Origin of the sequence: Leisingera sp. ANG-M1, assembly GCF_000813745.1 — a bacterium.
GTDB lineage: Bacteria > Pseudomonadota > Alphaproteobacteria > Rhodobacterales > Rhodobacteraceae > Leisingera.
The window spans coordinates 26902-42114 of the sequence record NZ_JWLC01000003.1; the positions used below are offsets into that span (position 1 = coordinate 26902).

Sequence of the window (15213 nt, forward strand, 5' to 3'; positions counted from 1 at the left end):
GCACACCTATGCCATTTTTCAAAACCTCTGACGGTTTGAACCTCTACTATTCCGATACCGGCGCAGGCCTGCCGCTGCTGTGCCTGGCCGGGCTCACCCGCGACAGCCGGGATTTCCGCTACTTCGCGCCGCATGCCGCGCGCTGCCGGATGGTCACTCTGGACGCACGGGGACGCGGCCGGTCGGACCGTGACCCGGACTTCATGACCTACAACGTCCTGCGCGAGGCGCAGGATGTGCTGGAGCTGCTGGATCACCTGGGGCTTGGTCAAACCGCCATTCTGGGCACTTCGCGCGGCGGGCTGGTGGCGATGACACTGGCGGCCATGGCCAAGGACCGGCTGCAGGCGGTGATTCTGAATGACATCGGCCCGGAGATCGCTGCAGACGGCATCACACGCATCATGGACTATGTCGGGCGCCGGCCATCCGCGAAAACCCATGCGCAGGCTGCGGAGGCTTTGCAGGCGGTGATGTCCCCGGCCTTTCCTGATGTACCGATGGCACGCTGGCTGGAAGAGGCGCAGACATTCTACAAACAGGAGGCAGACGGTCTGTTACTGAGCTATGACCCGCGCCTGCGCGATGCTCTGCTGGCGCAAGCCGAGGCAGGCCCGGCCCCGGACCTCTGGCCCTTATTCATGTCCCTGGACGGCCTGCCCTGCGGGGTGATCCGCGGTGCCAACTCAGATCTGCTGAGCCAGGCGACCTACCAGGAAATGCAGCAGCGCTTGCCTGTGATCCAAGCCGTCGAGATTGCCAACCGCGGCCATGTGCCGTTTCTGGACGAGCCGGATGCGCTAGCCCTATTCCATTCCGTACTGGAGCAGATCCAATGACCTCGATTGCCATGATCGAAGCCGCCGCTGAACGGCTGAAAAGCCATGCGAGGGTAACACCGCTATTGTCCTCGCCGTTCTTGGACGAAATTGCCGGGCGCCGCCTGTTTGTGAAGGCGGAATGCCTGCAGCACACCGGGTCCTTCAAGTTCCGGGGCGGCTGGTCGGCGGTTTCGGCGCTGCCGGAGAACGACCGCAAACGCGGGGTGATTGCCTATTCCAGCGGCAACCATGCCCAGGGCGTGGCTGCGGCGGCCAAGGCGCATGGAGCGCCGGCAGTCATCGTGATGCCTGCGGATGCTCCGCAGCTGAAGATCCAGAACACCCGAGACCTGGGTGCCGAGGTGGTGCTCTATGACCGTGCAGGGGGAGAAAGCCGTGAAGCGGTTGGTGCTCAGCATGCGGAAGAACGCGGGCTGACCCTGATAAAGCCCTATGATGAGCCGCTGGTCATTGCCGGCCAAGGCACGACGGGCTTGGAGATCGCGGAACAGGCCGCTGCAGAGGGCGTCACGCAGGCAGATGTGCTGGTCAACTGCGGCGGTGGCGGCCTGTCCTCAGGCATTGCGCTGGCGCTGGAAGCCCGCGCACCGGGCCTGCGGGTGCGCCCGGTTGAACCGGAAGGATTCGACGATGTGACCCGGTCTCTGGCCACGGGAGAGGTGCAGCAGAACCCCAGTCTCTCCGGCTCCATCTGCGACGCGATCCTGACACCGCAGCCGGGCGAGATTACTTTTCCGATCCTCAGCCGCCTGTGCGGCCCCGGCATCGTGATCACCGAAGACGAAGCGATGCGGGCCATGGCCCTCGCCTTCCTGCGGCTGAAGATTGTGCTGGAGCCCGGCGGCGCGGCTTCTCTGGCCGCGGCACTGTTTCATGCGGACCAGATCAAGGGCGATGCGGTGTTTGCAGTGGCGACAGGCGGCAATGTGGATGCAGAGCTGTTCCGGGAGGCGCTCTCGCGCTATGCTTGAGCCCTGAGCGCGCGATTTGCCGCGCGCCACTCAGGGGGGCACGTCATGACACGTTTCACCATCGCCTCGTTCAACGTGAAGAACCTGATCGGGCCGGAGCGGGAGTACTACCGGTTCCAAAGCTACACGCCCGAGGAATACGCGTGGAAAGCCGATTGGATGGCCGACCAACTGCTGACGCTGAATGCGGATATCGTCGGATTTCAGGAGATTTTCGAGGAGATGCCCTTGCGGCAGGTGATTGCCGAGGCCGACCGGCGCGGGAGTGAGGCCAATGAGGCCAGCATTCCCGACCCCTCCAAGCGCTATCACCGCAAGGCGATATTCCAAAAACTGGCTTACGGCTCTTATGCCGAAGCCGAACTGGCCTTTGCCCCCAACATCAATGACAGCGGCGAGCCGGGTAAGCGGCGGCCAGGGCTGGCGGTGCTGTCGCGCTTCGGCTTCGTGGGAGAGCCGGAGGTGATCCAGGACCTGGCGCAGCCGCTGGACATTCCGATGGCCTGCCTGGGCGAGGAGGAGGAGGCGGGTTTTTACACCCTGCGCCGCCTGTCCCGCCCGGTCTTGAAAGTGCGCGTGCCTGTCGGGAACCAGATAGTCACCGTTTTCAACTGCCATCTGAAGTCGAAACTGGGAGAATACATCACCCCGCAAGGCGCAACACATGCCCCCGAAACCGTGCTGACAGCCTATGACGCGGCGGGGCGCGCCCTGGGTTCGCTCAGAGCCGCTCTTAGGCGGATGGGTGAGGCCTGGGTACTGCGCCGCGCCGTGCTGGACGAGTTGGAACAGGGCCGTCCGGTGTTGGTGCTGGGCGATTTCAATGACGGCGAACATGCGGTCAGCAGCGAGATCATCTCGGGCGAGACACCGTTCCGCAACTATGCCTGGATGCTGCGCCATGATGCCCAGCACCCGGGCGACCGCTACAGCGATGAGGAAGATGCGCAAATCCGTGAGGCAATCGACCGGCTGCGGCTGCGTTCGGCCGAAAAGATGTTCCTGAAAAAGAGCCTGCGCGATGTGGTCTACACCACCGCTTTTGGCGGCGTGCATGAAAGCATCGACCAGATCTACATGTCGCGCCACTTTGACCCTACCTGGGAAGGCGCCTTAGGAGAGATGCTCTATTTCAGCGTCTTCAACGATCATCTGACCGACGGCAGCCATCCGGAGGCCCCCTACAACAAGCTGGCCTCGGACCATGGGCAGATCATGGCCCATATGGAACTGCGCGGCTGAAGGGCGCGCCGGAAAAATGCAACTTTTCCGGCCAATTTTCACAAGGAAGAAAATTCCCCCGCTTGCGGCTGGCCGCTGGTTTACCTCTCTGCCCCGGCGCAGTTAGACTGCGGCGGAACAAACAAGAGGCTTTTCATGCAGACCGCAGATCTGGGCGATGTACAGCTCAACTACCGCATCGACGGGGATCCCGGCGGCGCGCCGCTTGTCTTTGCCAACTCGCTCGGCACGGATCTGACCGTCTGGGACGCCGTTGTGGAGCGGCTGCCTGCCGGCCTGCGCATCATCCGCTACGATAAACGCGGCCACGGGCTGTCCTCCTGCCCTCCCGCCCCCTACTCTATGGGTGCGCTGGTGCGCGATGCAGAGCGGCTGCTGGATCATCTTGAGGTGCGCGACTGTGTTTTTGTCGGCCTGTCGATCGGCGGCATGATTGCACAGGGGCTGGCGGTGAAGCGGCTGGATCAGATCCGGGCGCTGGTGCTGTCGAACACGGCGGCCAAAATCGGCACCGCAAAGATGTGGCAGGAACGGGTTCAAACGGTGCAGGACAGCGGTATCGAAGCGCTGGCGGATGCGGTGATGGAGCGCTGGTTCTCCAAGCAGTTCCGCGCCACGCCGGAACTGCGCCATTGGCGCGACATGCTGGTGCAGCAGTCGCGCGACGGCTATGCCGGCTGCTGCGCAGCAATTGCCGGCACCGATTTCTACACTCCAACCAGCGGCTTGCGGCTGCCGTGCCTCGGGATCGCGGGCACTGAGGACGGCTCCACGCCGCCCGACCTGGTGCGGGAGACTGTGGATTTGATTCCAGGCAGCCGGTTCCAGCTGATCCGCCGCGCAGGCCATATTCCTTGCGTCGAGCAGCCCGATGAATACGCGCAGCACCTGACTGCCTTTCTGCGGGAGACCGGGCACATTGGCTGAGTTCCTTCTGGTCCACGGCTCCTGCCACGGTGCCTGGTGCTGGCGCGATGTGCTTCCCTTGCTGGAGGCGCGCGGCCATACCGCCCGCACCGTTGCATTGCCGGGGCACAACGACGGGCGTGACCCGGCCGGCGTCACACTGGATGAATCCGCAGCGGCGGTATTGGCGGCCTCCTCTCCCGAAACCATTGTCCTGGGGCACTCCTGGGGCGGCTTTCCAGTTTCGTCAGCGGCTGAAGCCGGCCCCGGCAGACTGCGCGGGCTGATCTACCTATGTGCCTACCTGCCCGTCAGCGGCATGTCGCTGATTGATATGCGCAAGGCCGGGCCGCGGCAGACACTGACCGGAGCCACGCAGAAGAATGCTGCAGGCACCGGCTACAGCCTGCTACCGGAAACCACGCCGGATCTGTTTTACCATGACTGCCCCGAAGAGGCTGTGCAGTATGCCATGGAAAACCTCTGCCAGCAGCCGATCCTTCCACAGGACACGCCCATCGCTCTTGCAGAACAGTTTGCGAGCGTTCCCAAGGCCTATATCCGCTGCACCGGCGACCGGGTGATCCCGCCGGAATACCAAGCGCAGATGGCTGCTTCCCTGCCTCCAGGCCGGGTTTACAGTATGAACACATCCCATTCGCCCTTCTTTGCCGACCCCATTGGTCTCGCAGAGCTGATCGGGCACATTGCAAAGGATTTCTGATGGCGGGTTCCGTCTTTGACAGCCAAGTGTACGGCGGCCTTTTCAGCAGCGGCGAGGCAAGCCGCCTGTTCTCCGACAGCGCTGAAGTGCGCGCCATGCTTCTGGTAGAGGGCGCTCTGGCTAAGGCCCAGGGCGAGGCCGGCGTGATCCCGCAAGAGAGCGCCGCGGCAATAGGCCGGGCAGTGGTGGAGATTGCCGTCGATCCCGGAGTTCTTAAACAGCCTGCGGTGCAAAACGGCGTGCCGGTTCCGGGACTGGTCGCGGCTTTCCGGGAAGAGATGAAAGCCCCGGAACATGCGCAGTTCGTGCACTGGGGCGCCACCTCGCAGGACATCATGGACAGCGCGCTGATGCTGCGTCTGCGGCAGGTACTGGCGCTGGTGGAGGCCGATGTGAACACCGCTGTGAAGGCGCTTGGCAAGCTAGCCAAGGCGCATGCGGAATTGCCCATGCCAGCCCGGACCTATGGCCAGCATGCGACGCCGACCAGCTTTGGCGCGGTGGCAGCAGGCTGGGGGGCTCCTTTGCTGGACCTTCTGGAAGAATTGCCCGCGATGCGGCAATCCTGCCTTGTTGTTTCGCTATCTGGTGCGGCCGGCACCTCTTCAGCCCTGGGTGCCAAGGCCGCAGAAGTGCGCGCCGCAATGGCGAAGGGCCTGGCCCTTCAGGACCCGGGGCGCAGCTGGCACACAGACCGTACACCCGTTCTGCGGATTGCGGACTGGCTGCTGCGTGTGACGCTGGCCTTTGGCAAGATCGGCGAAGACAGCACCGCCCTGGCGCAGACAGGCATCCAGGAAATCCTCCTGGGCGGCGCGGGTGCGTCCTCGACCATGCCGCAGAAACAGAACCCGGTGGCACCTTCGGTGCTGGCAGCGCTGGCCCGTCAGAGCAGCGGGCTGTTTGCGGTTCTGCAGGGCGCCTCGATGCAGCAGCACCAGCGCGACGGCGCGGCCTGGTTCACCGAGTGGATGTGCCTGCCGCAGATTGTTCTGGGTGCGGCAAGCGCTGCCAAAACCGGCAAGGAGCTTTGCACGGGACTTGCCCCAAACCCGGAAGCGATGTCTGCGGCCCTGTCTGGCGGATTGGGCATGATCCATGCCGAAGCGCTGAGCTTTGCCCTGGCAGAAAAGATGCCGCGGCCGGATGCGCAGGCTGCGGTGAAGGCGCTGTGCCAGGAGGCCCAGTCCGGGAAAACACCCCTGCCGGAACTGGTCAAACGGGACTACCCCGATCTGGACACGGAAGCGCTGTTTGATCCGGCGCAGCAAATGGGCCGGGCGCCGTGGGATGCCTTGCAATTTGCCCGGCAAGCAGAAGAACTGGGCAACGGCTGACCACGGACCGGGTTGCGGAATGAAGCAGTTGCCGAATGGCTTTGAGAGCAGCGCCGGATCCGGCGTGGCAGACAGGCGGACTCTGCCTGTTTTGGCAGAGGCCCGGCTCCTGGTTGCATCTGAGTGGAAAGGGTGCGCCCCCGCATGCCGGCAGGCGGGGAACCTGTAATGCGGCTGTCTCTCGTCTTTGTCCTTGCCACCGTAATGATCGATGCCATGGGTATTGGGCTGATCATGCCGGTGATGCCCAGTCTGATCACCGAGGTGCAGGGCGGCTCGCTGGCGCAGGCGGCGGTGTGGGGCGGCGTGCTCAGCACCGTTTTTGCGGTGATGCAATTCCTGTTCAGCCCCATTCTCGGCAGCCTGTCCGATGCGGTGGGCCGCCGGCCAGTGCTGCTGGTGTCGCTGTTTGTTATGGCGCTGGACTATTTGATCATGGCTGTGGCCGGCACCATGTGGCTGCTGCTTCTGGGCCGTGTCCTGGGCGGCATCACCGCCGCTACTCATTCAACTGCAGGCGCCTATATCGCAGACATCTCTCCGCCGGAGAAGAAGGCCGCCAATTTCGGCCTCTTGGGCGCGGCCTTCGGCGCCGGCTTTGTGCTGGGCCCTCTGATGGGCGGGCTGCTGGGTGAACTGGGCACAAGAGCGCCCTTCTATGCTGCAGCGGTGCTGGTGCTGCTGAACTTCACCCTCGGCTGGTTTGCGATGGGGGAAACCGTCCGCGAGGAGAACCGCCGCCCGTTCGACTGGCGCCGCGCCAATCCCTTTGGCGCATTCCGCGCTGTTGGCCGCATCCCAGGCATCAAGGCGCTGCTGTGGGTCTATTTCCTCTATTCCCTGGCGATCTATGTCTACCCGTCGGTCTGGTCCTATTTCACGCTGGAGCGCTTTGGCTGGCAGCCGCAAGTGATTGGCCTGTCACTGGCGGTCTACGGCATCTCGATGGCTTTGGTGCAGGGCTGGCTCCTGCGCTACACGGTGGTCTGGTTCGGCGAGCGGCGCACGGTGTTCTGGGGGCAAATCTTCGACTTCATCGCCTTTGGCATCCTCGCCTTTATCAGCAACGGCGTGCTGGCGATGATGCTGATCCCGGTCTCAGCCCTGGGGGCCGTCGTGCAGCCTGCATTGCAAGGCATGATGTCCAAAGCCGTCGATGACAATCAGCAAGGCGAGCTGCAAGGCGTCATGACGGCGGCTCACGCGCTGGCCATGATCCTGTCGCCGCTGATGATGACAGCGGTCTTTGCGCGCTTCACCGCCGAGGGCACAGGGTTCTACCTGCCTGGCGCGCCGTTCCTTTTGGCGCTGCTGCTGATGGCGATCGGTTGCGCCGTGTTATTACGGAGCAGATCTTCCGTCGCGTAATACCGTTTCCGCTGCCGCATACCGGCTTGATACGAACAATTCCCCGCGCCACGCTGACGGAAAACGGGGAGAAAGATCATGCAAACCATCAAGGCCGCCGTCTGCCGTAAATTCGGCGCCCCGCTGGTGATCGAAGAGGTACAGCTGGCCGCGCCCGGCATGGGCGAGGTTGAGGTCACGCTGGACGCGGTTGCCATCTGCCACAGCGATATTTCCTATGCCGAGGGCGCCTGGGGCGGGCACCTGCCGGCCGTCTACGGGCACGAGGCCGCCGGGATGATCAGCGCCGTGGGCGAGGGCGTGCAAGGCTTTGCCGAGGGCGATTCCGTGGTAGTCACCCTGATCCGCAGCTGCGGCACCTGCCCCTCCTGCGCGGGCGGCAAACCCACTATCTGCGAAACGCCGCATGATACGGCGAACGGTCCGTTGAAAACAGCCGATGGCCAGCCCCTGGACCAGGCCATGGCCTGCGGCGCCTTTGCCGAGAAAGTGGTGGTGGATCAGCGTCAGATCGTGAAGATCCCCGCGGATATGGCGAAGGACGCTGCGGCATTGGTCTCTTGTGGGGTGATCACCGGGGTCGGCGCCGTGGTGAACGCGGCGCAGCTCCGCGCGGGCCAGGATGTGGTAGTCATCGGCGCCGGCGGCGTCGGCCTCAACGCAATCCAGGGCGCCCGCATCGCAGGCGCCCGCCGCATCGTTGCGGTCGATATGAGCCCGGAAAAACTTGGAATCGCGAAGGAATTCGGCGCCACCCACGGCGTGCTCGCCACCGAAGAGAAACCCTGGAAAGCCGCATACAAGGCGCTTGGAGGCCGCGGTGCCGATGCGGTGCTGATCACCGTCGGCGCCATCCCCGCCTATGACCAAGCGCCGCGCTACCTGGCCCGCGGCGGCAGGGCAGTGCTGATCGGCATGCCGCATTCCGGTGCCAAGGCGGCTTATGAGCCCGTGGTGCTCGCAGCCGTTGGCCAGGGGCTCATTGGCTCCAAAATGGGCGATGTGGTCATTCAGCGCGATATCCCGTGGATGGTGGATCTCTACCAGCAGGGCCGCCTGAAACTGGATGAGCTGATCTCGGGCCGCTGGACGCTGGAGCAGATCAACGAGGCGATTGCCGACACCAAGACTGGCAGCGCCAAGCGCAATGTGATTGTCTTCGGCTGACGCCCCAACCGGAGCCTGGCCTGTGCTGAAATTCCTGACCGACCTGTTCAAACCCGAAGCGCCCAAGGCGCAGCCGATCACCTCGGAGACCTCGATGAGCTTTGCCAGCATTGAGGTCGGCCCTTTCCTCACCCGGCTGGCCAATAATCCGCGCTTCGGCCTGCCAGCCAATTTCGCCGCCTCGATTGCCGATGAAGTCCCCGGCCTGGCCCGGGACGCCACACGCCGCTGGAAGGCCGATGGCGGATTTGACGGGGCGCCGGTTGAACTGGTGATCGAAGTCTTCATGAACGGCACCGACGCACCCGACCTCACCTTCTTCAGCAGCCAGGCAGCCATCGAAGAGATCGAACGGGAGCTGACCGCCTTTGCCGAGGCAATGGAAGGATAACGCATGAAGCTGCAGGACCTGGACATCATCGTCACCGCGCCCCCTGCCCCCGGCTGGGGCGGGCGCTACTGGATCCTGGTGAAGGTCACCACCGACACCGGCATCACCGGCTGGGGTGAATGCTATGCCTCCTCGGTCGGCCCCGAGGCTATGGTCCACGTGATCCGGGATGTCTTCGAGCGCCACATGGCGGGCGAGAACCCGGAAAACATCGAGCTGATGTTCCGCCGCGCCTACTCCTCTGGCTTCACCCAGCGCCCTGACCTGACGGTGATGGGCGCCTTCTCTGGGCTCGAGATCGCCTGCTGGGATATCCTGGGCAAGGACCGCGGCCGCCCGGTCCATGCGCTGATCGGCGGCCGGATGAATGACCGCATCCGTGCCTATACCTACCTCTACCCGCTGCCTGATCAGGACATCATGGCATTCTGGACCTCTCCGGAAATGGCCGCCGAGGCTGCCCGGCAGCGGGTCGCGGAAGGCTATACCGCGCTGAAGTTTGATCCCGCAGGTCCCTATACGATGCGCGGCGGCCATATGCCCGCGATGTCCGACATCTCGATGTCCGTGGCCTTCTGCAAGGCGATCCGCGAGGCGGTGGGCGACAAGGCCGACCTGCTGTTCGGCACCCACGGCCAGTTCAATACCGCAGGCGCTATCCGCCTGGGCCAGGCGCTGGAGCCCTATGCGCCGCTCTGGTTCGAGGAACCGACCCCGCCCGACAATATCGAGGACATGGCCCGCGTCGCCCGCAGCGTGCGTATCCCCGTTGCCACCGGTGAGCGGATGACCACCAAATCGGAATTCGCCGCCGTGCTGCGCTCCGGCGCCGCCGAAATCCTGCAGCCTGCCCTTGGGCGTGCCGGAGGTATCTGGGAGATGAAGAAAGTTGCCGCCATTGCCGAAGTCTTCAACGCGCAGATGGCACCGCATCTCTATGCCGGGCCGGTGGAATGGGCTGCCAACATCCACCTTGCCGCTTCAATCCCCAACATCCTGTTGCTGGAGACCATCGAGACCCCCTTCCACGACCAGCTGATCAAGGGCTCGATCCGGGTCGAAAACGGCTTTGTCACCCCGCCGGAAACCGCAGGCCTCGGCATTGAGGTGGACGAAGACCTTGCCCGCGCCCATCCCTTCGCCGGCAGCGATCTGCACCTGAACATGCAAGAAGCTCCGTGTAATTACGCCGGAGGCAATGCCTTTACCGGAGGCTCTCCGCCAATCGTCGAGTGAATTCGCACCAACGGGGTGACTCGGCGTCAGGAAATAGGGCAAGGTGCGGCAAAGACCGAAGCAGGATGCCGCAAATTGCCGACCAAGACCAGCGAAACCCTCCCCCCGGACACCCCCGAGGACATGCAGGAACGTGCCGCGGCGGCCGCCGCTTTCCTGAAAACGCTCGCGCATGAGGGCCGGCTGATGATCCTCTGCTACCTGGGAACCGGAGAGCGTTCAGTGGGCGAGCTGGAGGCGCTTTTGAACATGCGCCAGGCAGCGGTGAGCCAGATGCTCGCCCGGCTGCGCGAGGACGGACTGGTTGCCACCCGGCGGGAGGGGAAGACGATTTACTACTCCCTGAAGGACCGCAACGCCGAAGAGATCATCGCCCTGCTCTACAAACAGTTCTGCAGCGGCACGTAGCCCGGGCAGGAGGACGCACTTTGCCGCCTGTCCCAACACTTCAAACCGAACGGCTGCTGCTGCGCCCGCAGATTGCGGCGGATTGGGATCAATACCGCGACTTGATGCAATCGGACAAGGCGCGCTTCATGGGCGGCACCTTCAGTCTGCGCGAAGCCTGGGGGCTGTTCTGCCACGACCTGGCGCAATGGCAGCTGTTCGGTCACGGCGCGCTGATGGTGGAGTGCAGGGACAGCGGGCGCTGCTTCGGCCAGGTCAGCATCAACGCAGGCCCGCTGTTCCCCGAGCGGGAGCTAGGCTGGCTGCTTTATCCCGAAGCCGAGGGCCAGGGCTACGCCTATGAAGCCGCCCTGGCACTTCGGGACTGGGCCTTTGGCACCGCTGGCTTTTCAACCCTGGTCAGCTATGTCAGCCCGGACAACGCCAGATCGCAACGCCTGGCAGAACGGCTTGGCGCGGTGCTTGATCCGCGCGCCGCGCCGCAAGCCCCTGGTGATCTGGTCTACCGCCACAGCCCGTGAGACGCCGCGCTGCGCGTAAGCGCAGCGCCACGCCCAACCGTGCAGGTGCATTCTTTGAATGCTCCGGAGCGGGCGGGAGCCCTCCCCCGCCGCTTGGTTCAACGCTGTTTAGTCATCTGCCCGCACGGTCTGGGTCTGCACGCCCAGGCCTTCGATTTCCAGCCGCATCACGTCGCCCGCCTTCAGATAGACCGGCTCCGGCTTAATCCCCATGCCGACACCCGGCGGGGTGCCGGTGGCAATCACATCGCCCGGATGCAGCGTCATCAGCTGGCTCAGATGCGAAATGATCTGCGCTACTGTGAACACCATGGTGCCGGTATGGCCGCTCTGCCGCCGCTCGCCATTCACATCGCAGGTGAGCCAAAGGTCCTGCGGGTCCGCCACCTCGTCCTGGGTCACCAGCCAGGGTCCGATAGGGCCAAAGGTGTCGCAGCTTTTACCTTTGGTCCATTGCCCGGCAAGTTTGGTCTGGTAATCGCGCTCGGAAACATCGTTGATCACGCAATAGCCTGCCACATGGCTCAGCGCATCCGCTTCAGTGACGTATTTGGCTGCCGTGCCGATCACCACGCCCAGCTCCACTTCCCAATCCGCAGCAACCGAGCCGCGCGGCAGCACCACGTCGTCATTGGCTCCGGTCATCGAAGACGTGGCCTTCAGAAACAGGATCGGGTGCTCCGGCAGTGCAAGCCCCATTTCCTCGGCATGATCGGTGTAGTTGAGACCGATGCCCAGAAATTTGCCGGCCTGTCCGACGCAGGGTGCCAAGTCCACAGGCCCTTCCACCAGCGGCAAGGCTTCCGCATCCAAAGCCGCCAGCCTCCCCAGCGCCGCATCATCCAGCACCGCACCGGTAATATCCGGCACATGCGCTGACAGATCCCGGACCCGGCCCGCGCCATCCAGCAGCCCCGGCCTGACCTCTCCCTCTGCGCGGTATCGCAGCAGTTTCATGTCACACTTCCCTGTTGTTGATTTTCTGCTCAGTTGGAGACGTAGCCCGCCACCACCTGCAAAAGTTTGAAGGCGGTCGAGGCATCGTTTTCCACCACCGCCAGGAATTCCTCCTCACCGATCCGCAAGCAGTTGAGATCGGTGGCCGCGATCATGCTTAGCGCCCGCGGCTCGTGCCGGATCAGTCCCAGCTCACCCACCAGCCGCCCGGGGCCCACCATGGCAATCAGCCGGTCCTCGGCGCCCTCCTGCGGCAGATACAACCCAGCCTCGCCTTCCAGGATCATATAGGCACCGTCCGAGGCTTCATCATCCTTCAGGAACACCACCTCGCCCGCCTTGGCATCATACCAGCGCGCGCCAAAGGCCAAGAGGCGCAGCTGGCGGCGGTTCAGCCCAGAAAACAGCTCGGTCTGCTCCAGCGCCCTGAGCTTGCGCGCCAGGTCCTGGCTCGCCGCCCCGTCGCCTGCCGCCGCGGCCTGGGCCTCGTCGCTGACCAGACGGCCTTGGCGCAGCTCGTAATAGACATCAAAGACATCCGGGCTCTGGAAAGCAGGCGCCAGGTAGATCAGCGTGGTTTCCGGCAGCAGCTTGCGCAGGTTCTTGTGCACCGCCACCCGGGTTTCCAGGTCATAGCTCGCCATGGCGGAATCAAGGATCAGCACATCCGGCCGTTTGATAGTCGCCCGGCAGAAGGCCAGCGGTTCGGCAAAGCTGGCGGCCAGCCCCTGCCCGCCCACGGCAATCGGCATGTCAAAGATCAGCTCAACAACCTGATCGCGCAGGCCGTCCCGCACCATGAGGTCCGAAACGAGTTTCCGCACCTCGTCCCCCTTGGCACCAGCAGCATCGGAGATCTTGCCGAACAGGGCGTTTTCCAAAACCGTCAGGCTGGGTGCGAAACTGTCGTTGGAAAACGGCACGAACCCTGCGCCCAGCGCCTTGCGCAATCCCTGCCCGTGGCTGCGGCGGAAGCCGAGGATGCGCTCCATCATGCCGTCCTCGAAGGCCGGGCCGATCTGTTCGGCTGAAATGGTGAAAGGCACGATCAGCAGCTGAGCCAGCTCTTCGCGGCTTAATGCTGCCGCATCGACGTCGCCTGGCTTGTCGACTAGCGCCAGTGCCGCTTCATAAGCCTCAATATCCAGGCCAAGCTTGCGGAACAGCGGATGGGTTGTACCGTCCATTCCGAAAATCTGCCGCAGCATCTCGACCACATCGCGGGTCAGTGCTACCAGCCCCTCGTCCAGGCCCAGCTGCTTGAGCTGATCGAGAAACTCAGCATGGCGGTGCAGCATTTCGCCAGTCATTGCTTTCTGCGAAGCTGCAAACAGCAAGTTCTCCGCCACCGGCAGTGCCGGGTTGTAACTCTCGGCCTCCAGGAAATGCACATGCATATCCAGCCCGGCTTCCTGCAGCGCCTGCCGGACAACAGGGCGGAGTTTCACCAATTGCTCCGCCAGCTCTGCGTGGGCTGAGGCGTCAAAAACCTGTTCTATGCCGCGGCGGAACAGGGCGGTGTCCGAGCCGATCCCTTCGACCAGCTTCAGCCACCAGTCCCGCAGCTCTGCCTCGCTGGAAAACCCGGCCAGATGCGGATCCAGCCAGGGCACATCAAAGGGATCCGGGCTGTTGCCTGCCTTCTTGGCGACCTCCAGCTTCTGCCTGTCGCGCGGCTCGCCGACCGGGCGCAGCCGCATCGGCATCATCACATTGTCGCCAAAGGAGCCCTGAAACAGAACGGGCCGCGAGGTGGCGTAGCCGATCCGCGCCGCAACCGTGGCCTGATGCAGCCCGCTGAGGTTCTGCTCTGCCACCGTGACAGTGCCTGCAGTTGGCAGGATTTCCCGGGTCAAGAGTTCCGCAAGCGCCCGCCGGTCTTCCTCTGACGGCGCCGCAATGCCAATCACCTGCCCCGCCGGGAAGGTAGCGCTCAGGTCCTCCAGTACCAGGTTGCCATCAGTATCGCGCACATTGACCGCATCCAGCACCACGTCTCCCTTGAGCCGCCCCAGCTCTTCTGGCGCGCCGCGCATCAGGTTTTCATCCACCATGCCCTGCGGCGCAAACCGCTCCAGGATCACTTCCCAGCGCAGGGACATGTCCTGGGTCTGGTTGTAATAGGCCAGCAGTTCCTTCCACGGGGATGCCAGGTCCTTGTAGGCCGCCAGCGCCGCCACCAGCGCGCCCAGCGAGACCTTGCCCTGCAGCACCAGAAACCCGCCGACCGCGTAGAAGAAGAACGGTGTCAGCTGGGTAATGAAGTTGTTGAGAAACTTCATGAAGAATTTCTTCTGGTAGATCTCGAAGCGAATATCGAACAGCCGCCCCAGCCGGTCGGTGATCACCGCCATCCGGTAGCGCCAGCCGCCATTGATCCGAAGCGTCGAGGCCCCCGCTGCGCTTTCGCCGATCTCGGTCGCCAGCGCCCGCACCTGCTTGATGCGCTTCTTGTTCAACAGGTTGATCTGGCGCTGCAGCTTGGGAATCAGCCAGCCCTGCAGCGGAATGAGCGCAATGGCAGCCAGCCCGAACCAGACACTTTGCAGAAACAGAAAGAACAGGATCGTCAGCATCTGCCCCGCCTGCAGCACCGGCTGGCTGACCGCATCCCCCATCAGCCCGCCCATCGGCTCGGATTCGGAGGTGACCATCGACACCAGCTCGCCCTGGCTGACCCGCTCGAAATAAGGCTGCGGGAAGCGCAGTACGCGGGCGATCAGCTGATAGCGGAAGCGGCGCAGCATGCGCTCGGCCAGCACCCCCTTCATGGTGTTGATCCGCATCTTCAGCAGGCCGTGGCACAATACGGCTAGCAGGAAGCCGCCGCAGAGGATCCACAGGAAGGTCAGCTGGTCAAAGCTCTGCCCCAGCACCGTGATGGTTGAGGTTTCCGAGCCGATGGCATCATTGATGATCCGCTTCGGCAGTTCCAGCGTCAGGTAGAGCAGCGGGAACAGGCAGGCGGTGACCAGCAGCAGTACCAGCTGGTCGCGTTTTGAGTATTTCCAGATGAAACGGAACAAAGAGCGTTCGATGGGAAAGCTCCATCAATGGCGGCTTCGGATATGGGCTGCCTATGGGTAGCGCGGTTTGGCAGGCACAGGCAATGGGCAGAAACCCGCCCGGCCGCGCCCTGTCCC

At 63.7% G+C, this 15213-nt stretch carries 14 protein-coding genes; 12 read left to right on the top strand and 2 right to left on the bottom strand.

The genetic code is table 11. The features are described from left to right. Positions 1–8 precede the first annotated feature (8 nt). The 12 genes from RA19_RS01400 to RA19_RS01455 all read left to right on the top strand — a co-directional run bounded on the left by RA19_RS01400 (position 9) and on the right by RA19_RS01455 (position 11113). On the top strand, positions 9–839 hold the full coding sequence (locus tag RA19_RS01400) for an alpha/beta fold hydrolase (RefSeq protein WP_039158872.1): 831 nt from the start codon (positions 9–11) through the stop codon (positions 837–839). Then, a complete protein-coding gene (locus RA19_RS01405) occupies positions 836–1813 on the top strand; it encodes a threonine ammonia-lyase (protein ID WP_039158874.1) in 978 nt (325 codons plus the stop codon). The genes RA19_RS01400 and RA19_RS01405 overlap by 4 nt, the downstream gene beginning before the upstream one ends. Positions 1814–1858: 45 nt before the next feature. Next, complete coding sequence (locus RA19_RS01410; RefSeq protein WP_039158876.1) at positions 1859–3055, top strand: endonuclease/exonuclease/phosphatase family protein; 1197 nt, start codon at positions 1859–1861, stop codon at positions 3053–3055. A 135-nt stretch (positions 3056–3190) separates the two neighbouring features. Next, a complete protein-coding gene (gene pcaD / locus RA19_RS01415; RefSeq protein ID WP_039158878.1) occupies positions 3191–3982 on the top strand; it encodes a 3-oxoadipate enol-lactonase in 792 nt (263 codons plus the stop codon). Beyond that, on the top strand, positions 3975–4685 hold the full coding sequence (locus RA19_RS01420; protein ID WP_039158880.1) for an alpha/beta fold hydrolase: 711 nt from the start codon (positions 3975–3977) through the stop codon (positions 4683–4685). The genes pcaD and RA19_RS01420 overlap by 8 nt, the downstream gene beginning before the upstream one ends. Further along, entirely contained in the window at positions 4685–6022 is a 1338-nt protein-coding gene (locus RA19_RS01425) for a class-II fumarase/aspartase family protein (protein ID WP_039158881.1), read from the top strand. Before RA19_RS01420 ends, RA19_RS01425 begins: the two co-directional genes overlap by 1 nt. A gap of 168 nt (positions 6023–6190) precedes the next feature. After that, the gene (locus RA19_RS01430) at positions 6191–7390 is read left to right on the top strand and encodes a TCR/Tet family MFS transporter (protein WP_039159005.1); all 1200 of its coding nucleotides are present in this window, start codon (positions 6191–6193) and stop codon (positions 7388–7390) included. Positions 7391–7468: 78 nt separating this feature from the next. Beyond that, positions 7469–8557, top strand: coding sequence for a Zn-dependent alcohol dehydrogenase (locus tag RA19_RS01435; protein ID WP_039158882.1), 1089 nt, complete (start codon positions 7469–7471; stop codon positions 8555–8557). Positions 8558–8579: 22 nt separating this feature from the next. Next, entirely contained in the window at positions 8580–8948 is a 369-nt protein-coding gene (locus RA19_RS01440) for a hypothetical protein (protein WP_039158884.1), read from the top strand. Between the two features lie 3 nt (positions 8949–8951). Further along, positions 8952–10184 carry a mandelate racemase/muconate lactonizing enzyme family protein gene (locus RA19_RS01445; RefSeq protein ID WP_039158886.1) on the top strand — a complete coding sequence of 411 codons (1233 nt, stop codon included), beginning with the start codon at positions 8952–8954 and terminating at the stop codon, positions 10182–10184. A 123-nt stretch (positions 10185–10307) separates the two neighbouring features. Beyond that, a complete protein-coding gene (locus tag RA19_RS01450; protein ID WP_039159007.1) occupies positions 10308–10592 on the top strand; it encodes an ArsR/SmtB family transcription factor in 285 nt (94 codons plus the stop codon). A gap of 20 nt (positions 10593–10612) precedes the next feature. Further along, the gene (locus RA19_RS01455; RefSeq protein WP_039158887.1) at positions 10613–11113 is read left to right on the top strand and encodes a GNAT family N-acetyltransferase; all 501 of its coding nucleotides are present in this window, start codon (positions 10613–10615) and stop codon (positions 11111–11113) included. Between the two features lie 108 nt (positions 11114–11221). Here RA19_RS01455 and RA19_RS01460 read toward each other — a convergent pair whose 3' ends face one another. Together RA19_RS01460 and RA19_RS01465 are read right to left on the bottom strand one after the other, a co-directional pair. After that, positions 11222–12070, bottom strand: a complete 849-nt coding sequence (locus RA19_RS01460) for a fumarylacetoacetate hydrolase family protein (protein WP_039158889.1) — start codon at positions 12068–12070, stop codon at positions 11222–11224. Positions 12071–12099: 29 nt separating this feature from the next. Beyond that, on the bottom strand, positions 12100–15096 hold the full coding sequence (locus RA19_RS01465; protein WP_241479002.1) for an ABC transporter transmembrane domain-containing protein: 2997 nt from the start codon (positions 15094–15096) through the stop codon (positions 12100–12102). Positions 15097–15213: the final 117 nt, after the last annotated feature.

Coding starts and splice junctions, on each gene's coding strand:
- RA19_RS01400 (WP_039158872.1), top strand. CDS start 9: ATGCCATTTTTCAAAACCTCTGACGGTTTGAACCTCTACTATTCCGAT.
- RA19_RS01445 (WP_039158886.1), top strand. CDS start 8,952: ATGAAGCTGCAGGACCTGGACATCATCGTCACCGCGCCCCCTGCCCCC.
- RA19_RS01460 (WP_039158889.1), bottom strand. CDS start 12,070: ATGAAACTGCTGCGATACCGCGCAGAGGGAGAGGTCAGGCCGGGGCTG.
- RA19_RS01430 (WP_039159005.1), top strand. CDS start 6,191: ATGCGGCTGTCTCTCGTCTTTGTCCTTGCCACCGTAATGATCGATGCC.
- RA19_RS01425 (WP_039158881.1), top strand. CDS start 4,685: ATGGCGGGTTCCGTCTTTGACAGCCAAGTGTACGGCGGCCTTTTCAGC.
- pcaD (WP_039158878.1), top strand. CDS start 3,191: ATGCAGACCGCAGATCTGGGCGATGTACAGCTCAACTACCGCATCGAC.
- RA19_RS01410 (WP_039158876.1), top strand. CDS start 1,859: ATGACACGTTTCACCATCGCCTCGTTCAACGTGAAGAACCTGATCGGG.
- RA19_RS01450 (WP_039159007.1), top strand. CDS start 10,308: ATGCAGGAACGTGCCGCGGCGGCCGCCGCTTTCCTGAAAACGCTCGCG.
- RA19_RS01405 (WP_039158874.1), top strand. CDS start 836: ATGACCTCGATTGCCATGATCGAAGCCGCCGCTGAACGGCTGAAAAGC.
- RA19_RS01435 (WP_039158882.1), top strand. CDS start 7,469: ATGCAAACCATCAAGGCCGCCGTCTGCCGTAAATTCGGCGCCCCGCTG.